This is a genomic window from Erythrobacter sp. MTPC3 (assembly GCF_042854385.1).
GTDB lineage: Bacteria > Pseudomonadota > Alphaproteobacteria > Sphingomonadales > Sphingomonadaceae > Erythrobacter.
The window spans coordinates 30,109-52,088 of record NZ_BTGP01000011.1 but is presented as its reverse complement, the minus strand read 5'-3'; the positions used below and the strand labels follow the sequence as shown (position 1 = coordinate 52,088).

The 21,980-nt window shown below is 60.5% G+C and carries 17 protein-coding genes and 1 tRNA gene; 5 read left to right on the top strand and 13 right to left on the bottom strand.

Annotated elements, in window-relative coordinates:
* Positions 1-6 precede the first annotated feature (6 nt).
* On the bottom strand, positions 7-1,059 hold the full coding sequence (locus ACGHU1_RS14585; RefSeq protein ID WP_390588109.1) for a mannose-1-phosphate guanylyltransferase: 1,053 nt from the start codon (positions 1,057-1,059) through the stop codon (positions 7-9).
* Positions 1,060-1,183: 124 nt separating this feature from the next.
* Complete coding sequence (locus ACGHU1_RS14580) at positions 1,184-1,912, bottom strand: TonB family protein (protein ID WP_390588108.1); 729 nt, start codon at positions 1,910-1,912, stop codon at positions 1,184-1,186.
* A gap of 90 nt (positions 1,913-2,002) precedes the next feature.
* Here ACGHU1_RS14580 and ACGHU1_RS14575 point away from each other — a divergent pair, with 90 nt between their 5' ends.
* Complete coding sequence (locus tag ACGHU1_RS14575; RefSeq protein ID WP_390588107.1) at positions 2,003-4,996, top strand: ATP-binding protein; 2,994 nt, start codon at positions 2,003-2,005, stop codon at positions 4,994-4,996.
* Between the two features lie 198 nt (positions 4,997-5,194).
* Here ACGHU1_RS14575 and ACGHU1_RS14570 read toward each other — a convergent pair whose 3' ends face one another.
* The 3 genes from ACGHU1_RS14570 to ACGHU1_RS14560 form a co-directional block, all read right to left on the bottom strand.
* Positions 5,195-8,632 (bottom strand): carboxypeptidase regulatory-like domain-containing protein, encoded by a 3,438-nt coding sequence (locus tag ACGHU1_RS14570; protein WP_390588106.1) that lies wholly within the window; start codon positions 8,630-8,632, stop codon positions 5,195-5,197.
* 310 nt (positions 8,633-8,942) lie between these two features.
* Positions 8,943-9,902, bottom strand: a complete 960-nt coding sequence (locus ACGHU1_RS14565; protein WP_390588105.1) for an isopenicillin N synthase family dioxygenase — start codon at positions 9,900-9,902, stop codon at positions 8,943-8,945.
* 53 nt (positions 9,903-9,955) lie between these two features.
* The gene (locus tag ACGHU1_RS14560) at positions 9,956-11,431 is read right to left on the bottom strand and encodes a NupC/NupG family nucleoside CNT transporter (protein WP_390588104.1); all 1,476 of its coding nucleotides are present in this window, start codon (positions 11,429-11,431) and stop codon (positions 9,956-9,958) included.
* 196 nt (positions 11,432-11,627) lie between these two features.
* Here ACGHU1_RS14560 and ACGHU1_RS14555 point away from each other — a divergent pair, with 196 nt between their 5' ends.
* On the top strand, positions 11,628-12,320 hold the full coding sequence (locus ACGHU1_RS14555; RefSeq protein WP_390588103.1) for a queuosine precursor transporter: 693 nt from the start codon (positions 11,628-11,630) through the stop codon (positions 12,318-12,320).
* Between the two features lie 51 nt (positions 12,321-12,371).
* Here the strand turns inward: ACGHU1_RS14555 and ACGHU1_RS14550 are convergent.
* Together ACGHU1_RS14550 and ACGHU1_RS14545 are read right to left on the bottom strand one after the other, a co-directional pair.
* Positions 12,372-12,447 (bottom strand) — tRNA-Lys (locus ACGHU1_RS14550).
* A gap of 115 nt (positions 12,448-12,562) precedes the next feature.
* Positions 12,563-14,143, bottom strand: coding sequence for a tetratricopeptide repeat protein (locus ACGHU1_RS14545; protein ID WP_390588102.1), 1,581 nt, complete (start codon positions 14,141-14,143; stop codon positions 12,563-12,565).
* Between the two features lie 188 nt (positions 14,144-14,331).
* Here ACGHU1_RS14545 and ACGHU1_RS14540 point away from each other — a divergent pair, with 188 nt between their 5' ends.
* On the top strand, positions 14,332-14,850 hold the full coding sequence (locus tag ACGHU1_RS14540) for a PEP-CTERM sorting domain-containing protein (RefSeq protein WP_390588101.1): 519 nt from the start codon (positions 14,332-14,334) through the stop codon (positions 14,848-14,850).
* An 82-nt stretch (positions 14,851-14,932) separates the two neighbouring features.
* On the opposite strand, the gene folK is transcribed toward ACGHU1_RS14540, so the two are convergent.
* From folK to ACGHU1_RS14525, 3 genes are read right to left on the bottom strand one after another with little or no spacing between them, the layout of a single operon-like run.
* Positions 14,933-15,400: a 2-amino-4-hydroxy-6-hydroxymethyldihydropteridine diphosphokinase gene (gene folK / locus ACGHU1_RS14535; RefSeq protein ID WP_390588099.1), complete on the bottom strand. Its 468-nt coding sequence runs from the start codon at positions 15,398-15,400 to the stop codon at positions 14,933-14,935.
* On the bottom strand, positions 15,397-16,284 hold the full coding sequence (aguB, locus tag ACGHU1_RS14530) for an N-carbamoylputrescine amidase (protein ID WP_390588097.1): 888 nt from the start codon (positions 16,282-16,284) through the stop codon (positions 15,397-15,399). Before aguB ends, folK begins: the two co-directional genes overlap by 4 nt.
* A 17-nt stretch (positions 16,285-16,301) precedes the next feature.
* Complete coding sequence (locus ACGHU1_RS14525; RefSeq protein WP_390588095.1) at positions 16,302-17,150, bottom strand: class I SAM-dependent methyltransferase; 849 nt, start codon at positions 17,148-17,150, stop codon at positions 16,302-16,304.
* A gap of 135 nt (positions 17,151-17,285) precedes the next feature.
* Between ACGHU1_RS14525 and msrA the strand changes: the two genes are divergently transcribed.
* Entirely contained in the window at positions 17,286-17,837 is a 552-nt protein-coding gene (gene msrA, locus ACGHU1_RS14520) for a peptide-methionine (S)-S-oxide reductase MsrA (RefSeq protein WP_390588093.1), read from the top strand.
* On the opposite strand, the gene ACGHU1_RS14515 is transcribed toward msrA, so the two are convergent.
* Positions 17,834-19,093, bottom strand: a complete 1,260-nt coding sequence (locus ACGHU1_RS14515) for an RsmB/NOP family class I SAM-dependent RNA methyltransferase (protein ID WP_390588091.1) — start codon at positions 19,091-19,093, stop codon at positions 17,834-17,836. The genes msrA and ACGHU1_RS14515 overlap by 4 nt on opposite strands.
* On the opposite strand from ACGHU1_RS14515, the gene ACGHU1_RS14510 reads away from it, so the two are divergent.
* Entirely contained in the window at positions 19,092-19,322 is a 231-nt protein-coding gene (locus tag ACGHU1_RS14510; protein WP_390588089.1) for a DUF1674 domain-containing protein, read from the top strand. The genes ACGHU1_RS14515 and ACGHU1_RS14510 overlap by 2 nt on opposite strands.
* 133 nt (positions 19,323-19,455) lie before the next feature.
* Here ACGHU1_RS14510 and ACGHU1_RS14505 read toward each other — a convergent pair whose 3' ends face one another.
* Both ACGHU1_RS14505 and hemH read right to left on the bottom strand, forming a co-directional pair.
* Positions 19,456-20,850, bottom strand: a complete 1,395-nt coding sequence (locus ACGHU1_RS14505; protein WP_390588087.1) for a cytochrome P450 — start codon at positions 20,848-20,850, stop codon at positions 19,456-19,458.
* A 59-nt stretch (positions 20,851-20,909) separates the two neighbouring features.
* Entirely contained in the window at positions 20,910-21,944 is a 1,035-nt protein-coding gene (hemH, locus tag ACGHU1_RS14500; protein ID WP_390588086.1) for a ferrochelatase, read from the bottom strand.
* Positions 21,945-21,980 lie beyond the last annotated feature (36 nt).

Sequence of the window (21,980 nt, the reverse complement as noted above, 5' to 3'; positions counted from 1 at the left end):
GCGCACTCACTGGTTCGCTGCGCCCGGCAATTTGCCGACCTGCTGCGCGCCTTCGCGGGTCGTGACCAGAACCTCACCATCACTCACGATGATGCAGACATTGTCGAGGCCGACAGCGGATATGCGCGGCCCGTCGGACATTGCGAGCACATTGCTGCAACCGGCCAAATCAGCCGGGCCGCGCGCCACGTTACCAGCGTCATCAGCGGCGGGGATCGCATCTTGCAACGCGGCCCAGTTGCCAATGTCGGACCAGCCCATGTCCGCTGGCACCATCGCTGCGCGGTCAGTGTTTTCCATGATCGCGTAATCAATCGAATCCCCCTTAATCGCGGCGAATTTCGCCTCATCGGGGTAAAACCGCGCGCCCTCACCCCGTCCCCCGGCCACGGATTCCTGCACCAGACGGGCCATTTCGGGCCGGTGCGTTTCCAGTTGCTGCATCAGGTGCCCAGCGCGAAAGGCAAAAATGCCCCCGTTCCAGCTATAATCCCCGCTCTCCAGATATTGCTGTGCGCGGGCCTGATCGGGCTTTTCGACAAAGCGGGCAATGCCGAACCCGCCGGGCATTTCATCCCCGCGAAGCAGGTAGCCATAGCCTGTTTCGGGATAGGTCGGCGCGATCCCGAATGATACCAGCCAGTCATCAGCGGCAAGCGCGGCTGCGGCCAGCGCAGCGGCACGAAAGGCATCAGGGTCGGCGATGTGGTGGTCGCTGGGACAAACCAGCATGATGTCGTCTTCGGGAAGCAGCGCCGCCGCCAGTGCGATCGCTGGCGCGGTGTTGCGGGCGCATGGCTCCACAATCAGCCGGTGACCCGCATCAGCGCCGTTTTCTCCGCCCAGCTGCGCCTCGATAAGGGCAATATGCTGCGCCCCTGCGACGACCAGCGGCGCGGCGAACCGGGCGTCACCAGCAACGCGGCTGACCGCCTGTTCAAACAGGGTTTGCTCACTGATCAGCGGCAAAAAGGGTTTCGGCCGGTCCTTTCGGCTAAGCGGCCAGAGCCGGGTGCCGCTGCCGCCGCACAGAATTACCGGATGGATCGGATTGGACATGGCCGATGAATGGCTTTCGTTAAAAGACCGGGGGTGAATACGCGCCCGCCCTATATCAGGCAAAGGTTACGATGCCAGCCCATTCCGCCCGTTCTGGCGCCAATACTTTGGGTTTATTGAGAAATTAGAACCACTTCTGCCGCCAGTAAAACGGGGCGGGCACGGGGTTTCCATTGGCATCCTGCGCCGGGCGGAACCGCAGGCGCTGTTCCACCAGCCGGCACGTGATCGCATCCGCTTCGGCATCGGGGCTGGCCCGGTAGACCGAGCAATTGCGCGCCCTGCCATCAATGCCGACAGTGACCCGTACGATCACCTCCGTCCCGCGCCGCGCATCGCGTCCGCCTGCGGGGATAGGGTAATCGCGCGCATTGTTGATTTCGCCCGAAATAAGGACCGGCTTGCTCACCGCGATGCCGCCCTGCCCGCTGCCGCTATTGCCGCTGCCGGTGCCTGTGCCGCGCCCCGCCGCCCCCGTGCCCTCGCCCGTTTCATTCGCGCCGGACTGTGTGGCCGTGCCGGTGGAGGACGCCTGCGGCAGGGGATCAGGCGTTGTTTTGATCGGCGGTTCGGGCGCGCTGACAGGCTGCGGCACGTCCTCGGCGCCCGGATCGCCCTGCGCGCCCTCATCCGGCTCAGGCTCGTTTTCAGGCGGCGGCGGATCGGGCGGACTGGTGATCGTAACGGTAAAGGCGGACACGACGCTATCCTCGACAGAGGCGGTCAGGTCCGGCGCCAGAGCACGGGCAATGCCATAAAGCGCCGCTGCGTGAAGTAGCACGATAAGCACGACCAGCCACCAGCGCGGGCGGCGCAGCGGACTGCGATAACGGGACTTTACGTGGGTCGGCATAAACCAGCTTTCGGCATTTTCACTCCATTATGAATGCGATCGCGCCCGGTTGTCGCGTGCTTTTCTTTTTTAAGTTCGCGGAGGTTAGCGATGCAGTGGACAATAACGCAGGCTGAGGCCGGCGGTTTCCCCGATAGGCGGGACGAGGAACGTCAGCGCGCGGCCCGGTTTGCCACCGGCCGCCTTGACGGCGCAACGCTGACGGCATCTTTAGCTGGGGCGGCTGTTTTTTTTCTGCTTGGCGTGCTCAGCCTTTCATTGTCCAAATTCGACGCGACTTTGGCGAGCATATGGTTACCCAATGCCGCTGCAGTGGCGTTTTTATTGCAGACACGGCTGCGTAACGAAATCCCGTTTTTCATCGGCATGTTTGCCGCCAGCCTGCTGGCCAACGCGCTGGCCGGAGCCACGGTGGGGATGTCGACGGTATTCTCGATCGCGAATGTCGCGTGCGTTTTGGTGGTAACGTCGATGACACGCCAGTACTGCGGCGACCGGCCCGACATGATGCATTTGCCCCACCTCGCGCGGTTCATAACTGCCGGAGGGCTGATCGGGCCGCTCATCGCGGCAGCAATTGCAGCGACGGCGATGGGCACAGACGCGCGGGCCATCTGGTCCGGCGCGCTGTCATGGTACCTCACAGACAGCATGGGCATGATCCTGATTGTGCCGACGGTGCTGCTCGGTTTCGATGCGATGCGGTCCCCCGCCCGCCTGTCGCAAGGCGAATGGCTGGAGCGGACCGTCATCCTGGCCGGCGGGACCGCAGGTGCGTTTCTTGTTTTTCGGCAGGATATTTACCCGCTGCTGTTCCTGATCCCGCCGATCACGCTGCTCTATGCCTTTCGCCTAGGCGGGTTGGGAACGGCATTTTACGTCCTCGCGGTCGCTATAGTCACAAGCGCGATGACATGGGCGGATTACGGCTCCATCCACCGCACGTCATCATCGCCGAGCGTTCAGGTGCTGCTTGTGCAGGGCTTCATCGTCGCAAACTTCCTTACCGGATTGCCGATTGCCGCGATTTTGACCGGGAAAAACCGCATCGTAGAGGAGCTTAACCAGGGCAAGCGGCAATTTAGCCTGTTGGCCGACAACATCACCGATGCAGTTATGAGATACACTTCCGACGGCACCTGCACCTACGCCTCTCCATCGGTTCGCGATGTTTTGGGGGAGGAGCCGGACCAACTTATCGGCCGGCGTCCGACAGACCGGATGCACGTGGATTCGCGTGACCGGATCACCCTGGCGCAGCGGCGGCTGTTGACCGGGGCGAGCGAAAAAGAGCGGTTCACTTATCGCCGGTTTCTGGACAGCGACGAAGGGATACCGGTGTTTATTGAGGCGGATTGCGCCGCCGCCTACAATCCCGTGACCGGCCAGCGAGAGGGGTTCGTGGTGTCCGCCCGCGATGTGACCAAACGGGTGGAGCTCGAACTGCAACTGACGCGCGCGCGCCGTCATGCGGAAAATGCGGCCAATGCGAAATCGGCGTTCCTCGCCAATATGAGCCACGAAATCCGCACCCCTATGAACGGCGTTTTGGGATTCTCGGAATTGCTCCTGCAAAGCGATCTTGATCCCGATCAACGGCACAAGACCGATCTGATTGTGCAATCGGCGCGGTCGATGATGTTGCTGCTCAACGATATCCTTGACCTGTCGAAGATCGAGGCAGGCCAGATCGCGATCGAACATGCACCGATCGACTTGTACCGGACTTTGTTCGAATGCACTTCGCTCCATCAGGCGAATGCCGAGAAAAAGGGGCTGGGACTGTCTTTAGAGCGTGAAGGCCAGCGTGAGGTCATGTCAGACCGTCCCGCCGAAAGCGCGTCCGAATGGATCATAAGCGACGGGCTGCGCATCCGTCAGATCGTGCTCAATCTGATCGGCAATGCGGTGAAATTCACCGAAACCGGCAAGATCATCGTCCGCTATACGATTGACGATACAATGCTGCGGATTGAGGTTCGCGATACGGGGATCGGGATCAGCGATTCCCGTATCGGTTCGATTTTCCAACCCTTCACACAGGCGGAAAGCGACACATCACGCCGGTTTGGCGGGACCGGGCTGGGCCTTACGATAAGCAGGCAATTGGCCGAATTGCTGGGCGGATCGATCGAGGTCGATAGCAAGGCAGGTGCAGGCTCATGCTTTACCCTGACGCTGCCTGCGCTGCGCACCGCACCGCGGCCTGGACAGGAAAGCCCGCGCGAAACCCTCTCGTTAAAGGATTTGCCGAGCGATGCCCGCGTCCTTTTGGCCGAGGATCACGACATCAACCGGATGCTCGTCTCTGAAATGCTGGAACGCTGCGGCCAGAAAGTCGCCATTGCGCATGACGGGAACGAGGCGATTTCCATGGTCATGGACAGTATGATGCGCGGGGCGCCGTTCGACCTTGTGCTTATGGATATCCAGATGCCGGGCTGCGACGGATACGCCGCCACCCGCGCGATCCGGGCCGAAGGGATCACCCCTGAAACGCTCCCTATCGTCGCACTCACTGCAAATGCCTTTCCCGAAGACATCGCAGCGGCCCGTGACGCGGGGATGCAGGCACACCTCGCCAAACCTTTGGTCTTCGCCGAACTGGCCCGCGCGCTGCAACGCTGGCTGCCGACCCGAATTATCGACAGCCAGCCAACTGCCAGTGGCGGCGCGCAGCGCGATAGCCACGCTTCCCCTCCAACGGCGGACACAGCACGCTCGCCGCGGAGTGCGAGGCCGGGCGACACCGCCGTTCCGCAAGTTCAATCGTCCGAGCTGATCAGTCGCTGGAAAGAACGGCGCAGCGAAGCTGTCGAGGCGGTACGAAAGGCCTCGCGCAGCGGAACGCTGTCGGACGGCGCGATGACAGGTGAGGCGCGCATGGAGCTTGCCCGAACAGTTCATAAACTTGCCGGAACAGCCGCCATGTTCGGGGAGCCGGAACTTGGCGAACAGGCCGCCGCTTTTGAACGCGCACTGCGGCAGGAGCAATCGCTGGGCGATCAGGCGATGCTTGCAGGATCGCTGCTGAACCTTGCGGACAGCAATGCAGATGGCGGCGAGACAAGGCAAACGGCATGACGCTCGATCCGGTGATGCGACCCCGCTTCAGGCGGTAGTCTGTCCGGCTGCCTGCACGTGGCCAAAATCGCTATTCCGCGATCGCCGCGTCAGAGCCGGTGCGCCATAATTCACCGTGCAAGAACAAGCGCCCCAAACACAAACGGCGGGACCCGAAGGCCCCGCCGCTGCTGTTTCAAATAATCGGAATGCTGCGAATTAGAATTCGTAGCGCGCACCGACCTGGATACGCCAAGCCGAAGGCGAGATCGCGATGTCGTTGTCATCATCCGGGTTGAAGCCAGAGATGATGTAACGGCCTTCGTCGTCAACGCCGCCATCGACCAGGTCAACAAACTGATTGCGCGAACGCAGGACGTTCCAGCTGCTGTCGAGGATGTTCAGGAAGTTGTCGAAGTCCACGAAGAGCTCGACACGGTCTTCCTTGATACCCGTCAGGCTGCCGATGAATGGCAGTTCCTGGCTGAACCGGACATCCATGTCATAGTACCAGTCATTGGTGCAGCTGTTACGCGCGATGCTTTGACCCGGAGTGAAATCACACTGGTCAGCGACATCGCTATTCGCGAGATAATCGACGAGCGAAGCAACTGCTGCGGCGTCGGAATCTGGCGAAATCGCTGCGTCGTTCACACCTGTCGGGATGTAAAGCAGTGCGTTGTCGCTACCCGATGCACTGTCGTTGAACACGCCGCCGCCATCAAAGGTCAGGCTGTACGGACGGCCCGAACGTGCCCGGAAGAACACGGCGAGGCTGGTATCGTACCCATCGAAGAACTCTTCGCGGAACGCCAGCGACGCGGTGAAGTTGTGACGGGTTTCGAAGTTCGACGTCGAGATCGCAGGATCCTGACGGTCAAACGCTGCGGTCACATCATAGGACGACGTTGCAGTCGAGGAACCGACGTTCCGGTTGTTGTCCGAATCGGTGTAGGCGTAACCAAAGTTGATGCGCGTACTGCCGCCATCGGTGAATACGCCGCCATCGAACGTTTTCGAAAGGATGGCCGAGAAGCTGTGGCTTTCATAGCTTGGGCCATTGGTCAGCTGGATGTTGTCATCCCGGCTGGTGCCGAAGCAATCCGATGTGACATTGGAATAGGTGGCACCGGTGCCGCCTGTTCCGTCCAGCGTGGCGTTACAACCATCCCGCGTTGCGTCGATGGCCCGGTAGATCGGACGACCGTCAACCGTGAAGCCGTTGATGCCGAGGTCAGGGTTAACCGCCTGCGACAGATCGACGAAGTTCAGCGTGTCATTGAAACGCGAGTAGATGTAGTCGAGGTTCAGACGCCAGCCCGAAAGGAACCCGGTTTCGCTGCCGATTTCGGTCTGGAAGCCAAGGTTGGCACGGGTCACAGTCGGAACGTTGAAGTCCGGATCGGTCGACTGAACGTCAGCGCCGCCCTGCGCGGCAGTTGCCGCACCGGCATTGATCGCGCACTGCGGGAAGCCGGTGAAGTTACCACCTGTAACAACATCGATCTGGCCGGTTGTGGCATCGGTCGTCAGTTCGCTGGCATCGCAATCGAAGGTATCGCCGTTCGCGCTCGAGAAACCGTTGTTCGAGAACGCATTCGAGAAATACACGACCGGGTCACCGCCGGAGAAGATGCCGACACCGCCGGTCAAACGGCTGTTCGAGAAGAAGCCGACATTGTCGAATTCGTAAGTTGCCGAGAAGCGCGGCAGAATTACCGGCTCAAGACGGCCAAACGAAACGGCGTTGGTGAAACCGTAACGATCAAAGAAGTTCGGGTTCGGCGCCGGTGCATCGCCGTCATACAGTTGGACGCGGATGCCGGTGTTGATCGAAAGCTGATCGGTCGCCTGCCATTCGTCCTGCGCGTAGACCGAATAGATCTGACGGCCAAAGCGTGCAGCTGCATTGTTGATATCGCCATCGATGCCGGCTGCGATTGTACCACCGCCAAGTGGGCCGCCGCCAACAAGGTCATCAACATCGGCGAAGACGCTGGAGAAGGCACCGTCAGCGACAAGGCCTTGCTCGAAATCTTCGAGACCGTCGAAGAACAGTGTGCCGGTTGCGTTGATCGCGAAGAGGTTGAACACCTCAAGATCGTTCACTTCTGCACCAAATTTCAGGAAGTGGCCGCTGCCTGCGTCCACGTTCATCTGGAAACGGGCCTGGTTGATCGTGGTGTCGAGCTGGTTGGCCGAACGGAAGATGCCCGGACCAGTGCTCAAAAGACCGTTTTCGGTCGAGGTGCCATCAGGTGCAACACCGACAGCCAGACGCACGGTCGGGTTTTCGGCCTGCGCTTCGCCAAAGCCGAGTGGGCCCTGAACGTCGCCCACTTCAGCGCGGCTGACGCGCAGTTCGGTGGAGATCGTGTCGCTCCAGTCCGAATACAAACGGACCGAATAATAGTCGGAGATCGTGCCTTCGTCTTCGAAGCTGTTCAGGCCGGTCAGGTTCTGGCCGCCAGTGTCGCTTTCGACGTTGGTTTCTTCGAGGCGCTGATATGTCCCCTCAAGGCGGTGATCGTCGGTGATCTGCGCGTCGAGACGACCAAAGTAACGAACGGCGCTTTCTGGAAGCTGGGTCGGGTAACCGCCAATATCCTGGCCATATACGTCGCGCGCGATGCGGGCGAACTCGTCAAACTGGGCCTGCGAAACGAATTCGGCTTCGTTGGTGAAGCCGCCGCCTGCTGGGCCGAAATTGTTGCCTTCACCCAGATCGGTTTCTTCGTAACCAAAGCTGAAGAACAGGCGATCCTTGATGATCGGGCCGGACAGCGTAACGCCCCAGCGCTTCTCTTCGCCAGCGTTCAGCGGGCGGCCGTCGATGTCGTCAGCGAACAGGCTTTCGTCGAAATAGGTGATGAAAGCAGAACCGCTGAATTCGTTCGAACCGGCTTTGGTCACAACGTTGACCAGACAGCCGGTGAATTCGGAATATTCAACGTCGAACGGAGCGAACTCGACCGAAACCTGATCGACAACATCGAACGGAAGCGGGAGCGAGTTACGTGCAGCAAACGGGGTGCCGTTCAGACCGAAAACGTCGGCTTGGACGATGCCGTCAACCGTGAAGGTGTTCGAACGATCGTTGCCGCCGAGGCAGGAGATACGGTCGACTTCGTTGTCGCGGTCAAGGCTGACGCGCGGGTCGATGCGGATGATGTCGCGCACGTCGCGGGTGATCGACGGGAACGCTTCGAGCGTATCGGTGCCGAATGCGGTGCCCGGGCCAACGGCTAGCTGGGTAACCTGCGCGCGGGCGCCGGTAACGATGATTGTGTTGTCGCTGCCGCCTGCAACGGTCGGGGTCAGCGCGAAGTTGAAGCCGGTGTTGCCCGAAATGGTGGTGAACACGTCTTCAACGCTCTGGCCTTCGTAACCAGCAGCGGTGACCGTTACGGTGTAAGGGCCGCCCGGCTGGAGCGAGGCAACGCGGAAATTGCCGTCGGCGCCGGTGGTGCTGGTGCGCGTCGCGTTGGTGCGGGTGTCGACGATGGTAACAACCGCGCCCGGCAGGCTGGCACCGGTTTCGTCGGTGACCTGGCCTTCGATGCCCGAAGTAATCTGCTGCGCGGCAGCCGGTGTTGCGATGGTGGCGGCCGCAGAGAGACTGACGACGCTCGCTGCCAAGAGATATTTAAGTTTCATGGATTAGCCCCTAATCACGAAGTAAGCTGTTGAACGGCGCCTTCACTAAGCGCGTTGCGCTGCACAAAAGCGACTGTTTTGTGACAATTCGATGAAACTGAAATCGCGGTGCGCCACGTTTTGCTGCATCGCGGTAAAAACCGGCGCTCTAAGTCCCAGAAACCAGCGGATTTGAAGGTGAGTGTTGCACCCAAGCCACGAAATTTTTGTATTTTCGCGCTTTAGAAATCTTGCGCAGCGATTGCCCTGTTTCGCGCGCGCAGCGCCCTAGCCTCGAAACCGAATCCAGAGCCGGGCATCCAGCAGCCGATCAGGCGAGATTGATCTCGCGCAGGCGCTGCATCAGGAAATCGTGCGAGCTGATCGGCGTGTGCGCAGCGTCCACTCCGCCTTCACCGACACAGCTTGGCAGCGGCTCGATCATATAGTCGGGGCGGAAATGCAGGAAAAACGGCATCGAATACCGCGACCGGCGCGCCGCCTCTCCGCTCGGGTTCACAACCCTGTGCGTGGTGGAGCGCAAAACGCCATTGGTCAGGCGTTCAAGCATGTCGCCGACATTGATGACCAGCGCCCCTTGCGGCACGTCAACCGACAGCCACTCACCTGTTTTGCTGAGCAATTCCAGCCCGGCTTCTTCTGCGCCCAGCAACAGGGTGATCGTGTTGATATCACCGTGCGCAGCAGCGCGGATCGCGCCTTCGGGCGCTTCCGGGCCAAGCGGCGGATAATGCAGCAACCGCATGACCGAATTGCCATCCTCGACCGTCGGCGCGAAAAACGTCCGCTCCAACCCCAGATGAAGGGCAATCGCCTCTAGCACGCGCAATCCGGCATGATCGAATGCGGCGTAGAGTTCGCTGAAGGTTTGTTTGAAACTGTCGACTTCGGATGGCCACACATTCGGCGCCATGAATTCGGCCAGTTCGTGCCCCTCATCAATCGAGCGGCCAACATGCCAAAATTCTTTCAGGTCGGATATCTCGGCGTCTTTGGCCTTTTCCGTGCCAAACGGAGTGTAGCCGCGCGCACCGCCGCCGCCTTCGACCTTGTAACCGCGCTTTACATCGTCAGGCAGCGCAAAGAATTCGCGCGATTTCTGCTCGGCGCGGTCAATCAGTTCCTGCGGAATGCCGTGATCGCGAACGATGGCAAAACCGTATTCGGCAAAGCTGCCGCCCAGTTCATCCGCGATATCTTCAAGCGGCTGGGACAGCGAAACGCTGGCAATGCCAGCAGTGGATCGGGTGGTCGTTGGTGCGTCAGTCATGGCGGCGCTTTACACCCGCAGATGCAATCCTGCCAAGGGGTATGCGAATCACATTAAAGCGGCAAGAAAATGCTCGCCAACGCAGCGCTCATCAGGTTTGCCAGACTGCCTGCGGCCAATGCCTTCAGCCCAAGACGCGCGATCACCGGGCGCTGGTTCGGGGCGAGGCCGCCCGTCACCGCCATCTGGATCGCAATCGAGGAGAAGTTGGCAAATCCGCACAGCGCGAAAGTCACGATGGCACGGCTGCGATCCGTCAGTTCTCCGGCTGTCATTGCGCCCAGATCGATGAACGCGACAAATTCGTTGAGGACAATCTTCGTCCCGAACAAGCCGCCGGCAATCTGCGCCTGATCCCAATCCGAAATGCCGATCAGGAACATGACCGGGGCAAACAGATAGCCCAGCAATTTCTGGAAACTGATCGTGCTGAGCCACGCCGCGGTCTGCTCCCCGAAAGGCACACCAAGACCCGAAGCAAGCGCGACAATGCCTGATCCAATCCCGCCAAGCAGTCCGTTGGCAAGCGCGACCAGCGCGACAAACACCATCACCATTGCACCGACGGCGACGGCCAGTTTCACGCCTGTCTGGGTGCCCTGCGCGGCGGCTTCGATAATATTGGCGGGGCGCTGTCCCTCTTCAAAGGTTTCGGCCATTTCCACCTCGGCGGCCTTACCACCTTCGACGATGGCTGCCGGGCCCTCTCCCGAAATGCGCGATTGCGGCAGTTCGATCTCTTCGCCGTTTTCGTTATACATCGTGACACGGGTCGCCTGAGCAGGAACGCCGGAGCCTGCACGGACCTGCGCAGCGGCCATCTGCCCCACGTTTTGTGTGGCACCGCGCGGTTCTTCGTCATCAGGCATGATGATTTTTGCCATCAGGATACCGCCAGGTGCCGACATGAACGCCGCCGCCAGCAAAAACGGCACCGCTTCCGATCCGATAAAACTGGCATAGGCGGCAAGGATGGTTCCCGCGACACCGGCCATCCCGACGCTCATCAATGTAAACAATCGCGCGGGCGATAATGATGCGAGATAAGGCCGCACGACCAGCGGGCTCTCCGATTGGCCCACGAAGATGTTCGCTGCGCTGCCCAGCGCCTCAACCTTGCTGATCCCGGTGATCCAGCCGATCGCCCCGCCAACCCAGCGCACCAGTTTCTGCATGATGCCAAGATGATAAAGGATCGAGACGATCGCCGCGAAGAACACGATGACCGGCAGGGCCGCGATGACAAAGGTGTTGGCGAACGGATTGTTCTCCATCGGGCCGAATACGCTGGTGATCCCGACCTTCGAATAATCGAGCAGCGCGATCACCCCGTCGGACAGGAACTGGATCGTCGCCACCCCGAAATCGGTGCGCAGGACGAGCAGCGCCATGAAAGCTTGCAATGCAAAGGCCGCGCCCACGACGCGCAATTTGATCCGGCGTTTGCCGTTCGACAGCAGAAAAGCGACACCAAGGATGGCCGCAATGCCAAGCAGGCTGAACAGGTTGGACGCGATACTGTCGCTCACGGCTTGGAGGCCCCCGGTATTTAGTAAGTGTGACGATCCCGTGCGCTATCGATGCAGCGCGCGCAGTGTGCGTGGCATTTTGCAAGTGCGAGCGCAAGAGCGCGTCCGCCCGTGTTCCCCGCCGGATGATGGCCGCCGGTGAAAGCGCGCGCTGCGTGGCTTTTCTTTTCCGGCCGCGCCCCTTACCCCGTCGGGCATGAGCGAAACTGATACTACGGCGAAACCCGCCATTGCCATGCCCTTGGGCTTGTTCGTCTACCTGATGCTGTATGGCGGCATGACTGTTCTGGCAGGGGTTCTGGCATACAAACAGGTGCAATTGGTGCCAACCGATCTTGCCGTGGAATCAGGCATTTTCGCGTTTCTGATCCTAGTCGTGATTTCGAGCACGGTGTCCCAGCTTTACGGACAGAAATACGCCACGCGGATCGTGTGGCTGGGCTTTGTCCCGCTGCTGATCGCCAGCGTGCTGATGCAATTGGTGCTGGCGCTGCCGCCATCGGTTGAGATGGTGAATGGCAGAGCAGAGGATCTGGCTGCGTTTGAGCAGGTGCACAACACCGTATGGCGGGTCTGGGCCGCGGGTCCAGCCGCATATATCGTGTCGCTGCTGCTCAATATCTGGATATTCTCGCGCCTGCGCGGCAGCGGCGAAGGTACGACGATCGGATTGATGATCCGCGGCGCCATCGCCTCCGCGCTTAGCCAGGCGGTGGATTCGGTGATTTTCATCACGCTCGCGTTTTACGGCCTGTTTCCGATCATGGACCTGCTCATTGGACAGGTGATCGCAAAGGTCGTGCTGTCGATTGTGCTGGTGCCGTTCCTGATCACGGGCGGCGTAAAGCTGGCACAATGGCTGGACAGCAAGAACATCGAAGCAAGCTGATCGAGCCCGACATACCGGCACGAAGGCAGCGAAGCGGTAGCGGAGAGAATATGGTGAGCCCTGCTGGGTTCGAACCAGCGACCTACTGATTAAAAGTCAGTTGCTCTACCGACTGAGCTAAGGGCCCCAAAGGGTGCTTGGCGGCACTGTGTGCGCCAATCGGAGCGCTCACCTAGGCAGGGCGCGCCCACTGGTCAAGCGTTTGGATCGATCCGGTGGTCTTTTCTGCTTTTTCGTCCCGCTTAATTGGCCGCGATCTGCGTGCCTTCATGTGCGGCGACCCAATGCGCGATGATTTCGCGATTGGTTGGTGCGCCCCTTCGCGCCTGCGTCAGCAGAGCGCGCGCTTCGCTTTTCGCCCCGCCCTTCTGCCATAGCGCCCAGCCCAGCGTATCGAGGACCACCGGGCTTTCCGGTGCTAGCTCATACGCTCTGCGGGCAAGCGCAACCGCGGCTGCATGCTCGCCCAACTTGGTCTTAACCGCCGCTGCGTTGTTCAAAAGAGCGGGATCGCCGCGCCCATTCCCCTCAAGCAGAGGGGCGTAAATGGCATCCGCCTGCGCCCAGTTGCCAGCGCGAATCGCATCGCCTGCTTTGCGCATTGGCTCAGAAATGTTTGGCGCTGCGTCGCGGCGGGCGATTGCGGCCTTGATCGCAGCCACATTGCCGCGTCCCGATTGCTTTGCAAGGTCAAGCGCCATCAGCAATGTCCCGCCATCGGCCTGAGGGTCGGCAATTGCCGGCTCGATCGCCTCCCACGCGCTGTCGACCTCGCCCCCCTCAAGATAGCTTTGCGCAAGCACCCGGCGCGACAGAATATCCCCGCCAGTGTCTTCGATGTAGCCTTTCAACGCCAAAATCGCCGCGCCATTCTGGCCGCGCGCTGCATCGATAAATCCGCGTAGCCGCGCAAAGTCGGGCGCGCTCGCGATGGCAGGCGGAACCTGCTCGATCAGCTCATACGCTTTCTGAATGTCACCGCCATCATAGGCCATTTGCGCGAGGAACAGCATTCCAACGGGATGCGTAAAGCCGCTCGCGCTGGCCCGCTCAATCCATGCGGTGGCTTCTTCGTCATCGCCCCGATCGCGCGCAATCGCCGCCATGGCGAGGAGTGCAGTCTGTTGCATCGGTTCTTTTGCCAGCACTTTTTCGAAATGCTTCGCCGCCGATTTGGGCGCGCGCTGAGCCAGATCCATCTGACCGGCGAGCAAATGAGCCTGCGTCACAGTTTCAGACAGGACAAGCACCGGCGCAAGACGCGCGCGGGCTTCGTCCCGGCGCGACAGCGACCAGAGCCGCTGCGCATCGATAGTGACGAGGCGGGGATCGGACGGGAATGCTGCCAGACCCTCGGTCAGCCGGTCATACGCCTGCGTGTATTCTCCCTTTGCCATGTCCAGTCCGATGGCGGCGGTGAATGAAAGCGGCTCGGCAAAATCGAGGCTCTGGACCATGTCCCCGGCGGCCTGCAGGTAATTGCCCGCGACATAGGCCTCGGTCAGCTTGGCCTTGACCAGCGGCGTGGCCGCTTCGCTTTCGGTAAGATGCTTGTATTCGGTGATCGCGCGGTCCGGATTGCCCAGCGCCATCGCGACATCGCCAGCGAACATCCGCAGCTCTGCATTGGCCGGATCAGCCTTCAGCGCCTCCGTTGCATATTCGAGCGCAATTCGCGGAGAGCCATCAGCCAGCGCACCCTGCGCAGCGGCATAGGGATCGGCGGGCGGCGTGTCGCAGCCCGTGAGCGGCGCTGCCAGCACAAGCGATAGCGCCATAAACGAAGATGCGCGGCGCGCAGGCAGATTCGCAAAACTGGTCATGCGCGCTGTCGTACACAGGAACGCTTAACAGGTGGTTCGCAGCGATTAATTGTCGGCTTTCCTTACAATCGCTCCATTATCCGGAGCCGCGTTAACCAGTGAGATGCCCTCAATCGTTTGGCCCGCGCAAGAGTGGCACGCCTGTTGCTTAACCAATGACGAAACTATTCGCACAGGACGGAAAGACTATGAGCAAGATTTTCAAAACCGCCGCCATGGCTGCCGCGGCAAGCGCGGCGCTGGCGACAGCAGCACCGGCATCAGCCGCGATTTTCGAATACAAGATGACCAATGGGGACGTCTTGACCATCGACACCGAGAAACAGACCGGTTCATGGACCGGTGACAAACTCAACGCGACTTTCACCAGCCCCGATTTCGCAAACTTTGAGGGCGGACCAACGCCGAGCTTTGCCGCAACCCTTACCGAAATGGACGGTGTTCGCCTGATTAATGGTACAGAATACACCGATACCACCGTAAACGGCACACGCACGCACCCGCAAATGCTCAAGTCGATGGGTGACGGTAAGTTCAACCTGTGGTCGTGGTGGGGCGATCCAGTGGTCGCTGGCGATTACGTCAAGAAGGTTGGCGAATATACCGTTGTCGACGTACCCGCTCCGGGCGTAATCGGCCTGCTGGCACTGGCGCTCGCCGCGCTAGGCTTTGGCCGTAGTCGCCGTCGGCGCAAACTTGCTGCCTGATTGCCCACGCAAAAATCTGAAATTCGAACGCCCGGACGCCCAGCGCAGTCCGGGCGTTTTACATTCGATCAAACAAAAGTGACTATCTGCAGCGCGCGGCGAGGTGCGCAATGGTCAGACCGCTGACCGGATCACGCCAGTCCGGGGCGATGGCTTTCGCAGGCTGAAGCACAAAATCGCGTTGGCGAAATTCGCTGTGAGGAACCGATAGCGTGTTGTCGCTCCAGATACCGCCGCTCCACAAGATAATATCGAGATCGAGCACGCGGTCGCCCCAGCGCCGGCCCGGACGCCGACCGAATTCCGCCTCCATCCGCTTGAGAGCGGCCAGGAGGGCCAGCGGATCGTATTCGCTTTCCAGCACACACACGGCGTTGGCAAAACGGCGCTGCGCCGGTCCCATGGGCGGGCTGGCAATGATGGGAGATCGCGCCGCCACCATGCCCAAAGCGGCCATTTCCTCCATCGCGGCGCGCACGATTTCTGGCGGGCGGCCATAAAGGTGGTGCCGCCGGTTCGATCCCAGCGCGATCAGGTAGGTGCTGCTCAAATGTCTTCTGCAATCCGGCCATACAATTGCGGGCGGCGATCGCGGAAAAATCCCATCCCGGCGCGGTGCTTCGCCGCGCTGGCGAGATCAAGAGACGCGATCAGGACGCCGGTGTCCTTCGCGCCGAATTCGGCGGCAAGATCGCCCCACTCATTGGTAATGAAGGAATGGCCATAGAAACTTTGCTGGCCCGCACCGCCATCATCGCCCCCTTCCGATCCGATGCGGTTGCTGGCGACAACCGGCATGCAGTTCGAAACCGCGTGCCCGATCATCGCGCGCCGCCACATCCGGCTGGTATCAAGGTCCGCGTCGTACGGTTCTGACCCGATTGCGGTAGGGTAGAGCAAGACCTCGGCCCCTTTCAGCGCCATCACCCGCGCGCATTCGGGATACCACTGATCCCAGCAAATGCCGACGCCGATGCGCACGCTCTGCCCGCTGTCGCCGGGCACGTCCCACACCTTGAACCCGTCATTTCCAGGGCGGAAATAGAATTTTTCCTCATAACCTGGCCCGTCAGGAATGTGGCTTTTGCGGTAGGTGCCCATGATCGCGCCATCAGGGCCGATCATAGCCAGCGTGTTGTAATAATGATGCCCGTCGCGTTCAAAAAAGCTGGTGGGGATCGCAACGTTGAGCCGTTTGGCGAGCGCCTGCATCGCAATCACGCTCGGGTGATCGGCAAGCGGTTTGGCGAGCGCAAACAGCGCCTCGTCTTCTTCCCGGCAGAAATAGGGGCCGGAAAACAGCTCTGGTGGCAGGATCACCTTGGCCCCGCGCGTGGCGGCGTCTTCGGCCAAAGCCGACACGGCGGCGATATTGGCGGCCTCGTCTGGTGATCCCAGCGAAAGCTGGAGGGCGGCGACAGTCAGTGTGTTCATGCCGCCGCCCTTTAGGCTCAGTCGGCTTTCTTGAAAAGCAGCGTCATGCGGTCGCTTTCACCTATGGCGAGATATTGCTCGCGGTTATCATCGCCGTAACGCAGCACCGGAGGAAGCGTCCACACGCCGCCCTCCCAATTGGCCGGATCGTTCGGGTTGGCGTTGACCTCGCTGCTGCCCGCAAGTTCAAAGCCGTTGGCCTCGAAAATGGCGACGACCTGCTCGGTCTTCATATAACCGGGCGCAGGCGAGTAATCGTCGAAGCTTGCATCGGCGGGCGCGCGGTGCTGGACCACGCCGACCATGCCATCATCTTTGAGCATCATGCGCGCTGCATCCAGAACATCATCTGCGGTGTTGCCATTGGCAAGACCGTGCATCGAACGGAAGATCAGCACCCGGTCCACTGTACCGGCGAGCTCTTCGGGCATTTCGTCGAGTTCGAATGCGGTGATATCATCGGCGGACATGCCGCTGGCCTCTGCCATTCCGGACTTGAATGTCTCGGTCCAACCCTTGGCGCGGGCTTCCTGTGCGCGGTTGCTATAGGTGCGCGCGTCACTGTCCCCGTTGAACGCGATATATTTGCCCTGCGGCATGATCCACGGGGCCAGAACGCGCGTATACCATCCGCCGCCTGGTCCGTATTCCGCGACGGTCATCGTCGGTTCAACCTGAAAGAACGCCAGCGTTTCAGCCGGGTTGCGATATTGGTCACGGGCGCGGTCATCGGCGCGGGTTTCTGCGGCCAGAACCTCGGCCAGTTCAGGCGCATCGGTATGATCGTCGGCGGCAATTGGGCTGGCTGCGGCAAAGGTGAGTGCGCCGGCAATGGCGGCAAACGAAGCGAATGAAAGCGGTTTCATAGGGGATCCTCTATGCTGATGTTGCGTGCTGCATGTCCTGACGCAGACGCGCCTTTATGACAAGCCCGTGCCGCCAGCACTGGCAATACCGATCAGCCCACCTATGTCATTCGTCGAAAAGGAGATCGAAAGCTCATGGAACAGGCAATCATTGCAGGCGGCTGCTTCTGGTGCACCGAGGCGGTGTTCAAGGATGTTATCGGCGTGACCGAAGTTGAAAGCGGATATATCGGCGGCGAAACCGCGAACCCGACTTACAAGGAAGTGTGCACTGGCAGGACCGGCCATGCAGAGGGCATTCGCGTCACTTTCGATCCCGACACCATCACCCTGCCTGAAATTTACGACGTATTTCTGGGCACGCATGATCCGACCCAGCTGAACCGTCAGGGCGGCGATGTCGGCACGCAATATCGCAGCGCAATTTTTCCGCTTTCAGACGAACAGGCCGCCGAAGCCGAAGCGGCCATCGGGCGCTGGAACGCTGAAAACGGCGCGATGGCCGTGACCACGATAGAAGGTTTGGACGGCGGATCGCAGGGCAAGGAATGGTATCCGGCAGAGGATTACCATCAGGAATACTGGGAAGGCGAAGGGCAGCGAAACCCCTATTGCCTCGCTGTAATCCCGCCCAAGATCATGAAGCTGCGCAAGAGCTTTCAGCAATATGTGAAGGAAGACAGTTAGGCTTTACGCCAGCGCGCGATGAAAAACCCGTCCAGCCCGCCTTGCTCTTTAAGCATACCGGGGTGGGTGCGGACCCAGCCTTCGCGCGTTGGTGAAATGCCTGCAGGCAGTTCTTCGGCGGTTACAGGGACCGGCTCCAAATCAAAGGTTTCGTCGATCCAGCGCGCCTGATCATCGCCTTCTTCGGTTTCGAGCGAACACACCGCGTAAACGAACATCGCTCCGCTGGGCAGCCATTCGACTGCCTGATGGATCAGCGATTGCTGGATTTCGGTCATCTCGCCGATCTGGCGCGGGCCGATCCGGTGGAGCACGTCGGGATGGCGGCGGCAGGTGCCGGTCGCGGTGCACGGCGCATCGAGCAGGATCGCATCGAATTGCTTGGCCGGATGATAGGTCAGCGCGTTGGCCTTCACCACTTCCGCTTCGAGAGCGGTGCGTTTTAAATTGTCGCGCAGCATTTCAAGCCGTTTGCCGCTTATGTCGAGTGCGGTGACGTTCCAGCCGGCTGCGGCGAGGCCCAACGTTTTTCCGCCCGGCGCAGCGCATAGATCGAGCGCTCGCCTGCTGGCACCCGCGCCTTCGCCCGCGCCCAGTAACCGCGCGGGGATTTGCGCGGCCAAGTCCTGCACCCACCACGCGCCTTCGACATAACCGGGCATCTTCTCAATCGGCGTGCCGCGCGGCAAACGCACATGGCCTGAGGCAAGGCTGACACCGCCCATCGCCACGGCGCGTTCATCACTTTCGGCAGGGTCTTTTAGCGCCAGATCCACCTCCGGCGGATCGATCAGGCCGGGCGCGACCGCGGTGGCCATCGCGCCCCAGCGCACGAGCACCGCGTCGGGCATGGTCGGCGCATCAGGCAAGGTGACCTCGCGTTTCATCAGGGTTGAGAATACCCCGTGCGCAAGCCTGCGCGGGCCGCCCGACAGCAGCGGCAGGCAGGTCGCGATGACAGCGTGCGGCGGCGTGTCCAGCCGCAATGCCTGCGCCAACATCAATCGCAGTGCGGTGCGCGGCTTGGCGTCATCCGGCAGGCGTTTCTTCGTCGCGCTGTCGATCAGCAGGTCGAGATCGGTGAGCCAGCGCAATGTCTCACCCGCAATCGCCCTTGCAAGGGCACGATCGGCATTCGCGTCCACCCCCTGCAAAGCGGATTTTTCGGATTGCTCGATTGTCTCTCCGCGGCGCAAAACCGCATCGAGCAATTTGAGCGCGGCGCGGCGCGCGGGGAAACCTGGTGCATCTTGCATGGACGATGCTCATAGAGATATTGAAACCAAGCGCCAGTCTGCGCGTTCACATCATACCATGACCAAACAAAAATCAGCTGCCGCTAAAAATTTCAAGAAGCCAGCGCACTGGACCAACGATCCCGCGCCCGAGCCGAAGGCGGTCGATCCATTGAAGGATGAGCCGCGCGCGCTATCCCCGACCCGCTACGGCGACTGGGAACGCGAAGGCATCGCGTGGGATTTCTGATCGCTTCATTCCAGAAGCACTGAACAGAACAGAACAGTGGTAATAGCCGCTGCAAGGGCGACCGCCCGCCCGCGCCGAGGCGATTGTTAGATCGCGTGAGCGAGGAAGTCGCGCGTCGGATGGCGTGCGCAAATCAAAGCTTTTTGAACTCGACTTTCAGCCCGTCCTTTGGCTGAGGGATCGGCCATTCCTGCCAGTCCGGTGAATAACCGTCTGCTACTTCGATGCGGTATTGCTGCAGCACCTGCGCCAGCAGCACCTTCACCTGCATATACGCAAAGTGCAGTCCCAGACACATATGCGCGCCGCCGCCAAACGGCACCCAGGCATACTTATGCCGCGCTTTTACCTGCTCGGGCGTGAAGCGCATCGGATCGAATGCTGACGGGTTGTCCCAGTATTCCTCGGAATGGTGGGTCCAGTAAATGTTGATCCCGACATGCGCGCCCGCTGGCACATGATACCCTTCGTATTCGAAATCTTTCAGCGCGCGGCGCGGCATTGATGGCACGGGCGGCACCATGCGCAGCGCCTCCTTGAACGCCATTTCAGTAACTTCCAATTTGCCCATATCATCATAATCAAGCGGGCGCGGATTGCCCGACGCATCGGGACCGCCCGTAACCGCGATCAATTCCTCGCGCACTTTTTCCTGCCACTGCGGGTTTTTCGCGAGGTGATAGATCAGCGATGTTGCGCTGGAGGTGATGGTGTCATGCGCGGCCATCATCAGGAAGTTCATGTGATCGACCACTTCGCTGACCGGCAGCAGCGATCCATCTTCGCGTGTGGCGGTGGCAAACTGGCTGAACATGTCCTGCCCGCCGCCTTCCGCGCGCCGTTTGTGCGTTTCAGCGGTGAAGTAATCGACCAGAAAACTGCGGCCATCGACGCCGCGCTTCATCTTCGTGAAAGGCAGCGGTTTGCGCACCGGCGCGACGGATGCCTGCACCATGTCCACAAACGCGACGTTGATCTTGTCCGCCTCCGGCCCCCACGGGATGCCGATGAAACTGTCTGCGGCGAGGTCCAGCGTCAATTTCTTGATCGCGGGATAAAACTCCATCCGCCCTTCCCAGTTCGCGACATCTTTCGCGATGCCGCGATTGAGCGCGCCCGAATAGTGGCGCATCGGCCCCGGCTTGAACGCAATCGACAGCGCGCGCCGATCAATCCGGTGATGATCGAAATCCATGAGCATCAGCCCGCGCGGGAACAACTGGTCCAACACCGGCCCCCAGCCTTGCTCGCTGGAGAAAATCTTGTCCTTGTTGAACAGCACCATCTCGTTCGCCTCGGCGCCGATCAGGGCAATGTTCCAGCCGCCGAATGAGTGCGTTTTATAGACCTTGCCATACTTCGCGATCATGCGCCGGGTGAAACCATGCGGATCGGCCAGCTGTTTGAACGTGTTGCCGACAACCGGCCAGCCCGCCTCGCCCGGAATATGGGACAGGTCGTCTTCGGACAGGACGCCTTTGGACCAGTGTTCAAAGGTGGTCGGCGAATGCGGTGCAAGAGTAGCCATGGCGAGGTCCATATCCAGTTCGGATTAACAACTGACCTCTGTGTAAATAAGCCTGCGCGCTAAATCCAGCCGGAAAGCTCGCGCCGGATCATCGCGTCGATCATCGTGATCCCGCTGGCGGAGACATTGAGGCAGTCGAGCACGGCAAATTCCTCGCCCCCTGCCTCAAGAAATTCATCGCGCCCCTCCAGCGCGAGCTCTTCCAGCGTCTCGACGCAATCCGCCGCAAAGCCGGGTGCGGCCACGATCAGACGCTTTGTACCCTTCTCACCTTCGGCAACCAACGTGTCGTCGGTCGCAGGTTCCAGCCACTGGGCCGGGCCAAAGCGGGACTGGAATGTCGTTTCAAACCGCACACCGTCAAATTCAGCCCGCGTCGCCAGCCGTTCGCGCAGCAGGCGGGCGGTCTTGTGGCAGTGGCAATGATACGGATCGCCTTTTTCCAGAGTGCGCTGAGGCATGCCGTGAAACGACATAAGCATCGTCTCCGGCTTGAACGAGAGCGCGCCAACCTGCCGGCTGAGATCATCGGCCAGCGCATCCAGATACAGCGCATCGTCGTGATACGGCGGCACGAACCGCAGCGCGGGCTGCCAGCGCATTTCGCCCAGCACACGGGCCACCTCATCAAACACGGTCGCGGTCGTCGCGGCGCAATATTGAGGATACATCGGCGCGATCAGGATGCGGTCGCAGCCTTTCGCGGTCAGTTCTGTCAGGCGCTGCTCGATCGAAGGAGAGCCGTACCGCATCGCGTAATCGACCACGATGTTTTCGCCCAGATCATCGGCAATCGCCTCTGCCTGACGCGCAGTTATATCAGCCAGCGGCGATCCGCGGTCGGTCCATATCTTGGCATAGGCCTGCGCGCTTTTTTGTGGGCGGGTGTTGAGGATGATACCGCGCAGGATCGGCTGCCAGGCCAGTTTCGGGATCTCGATCACGCGCGGATCGGAAAGGAACTGTTTAAGGTACCGTTTGACCGAGCCGGGGTCAGGGCCATCAGGCGTGCCAAGATTGACCAGCAGCACGCCAATAGAGCCGCTGTTTACCGGCGGGTGATCGTTGGGAAGGCGTTGGGGGTGCCAGGTCATGATGGGGTCAACGCCGCTGGGGCGATCTTTATCCTT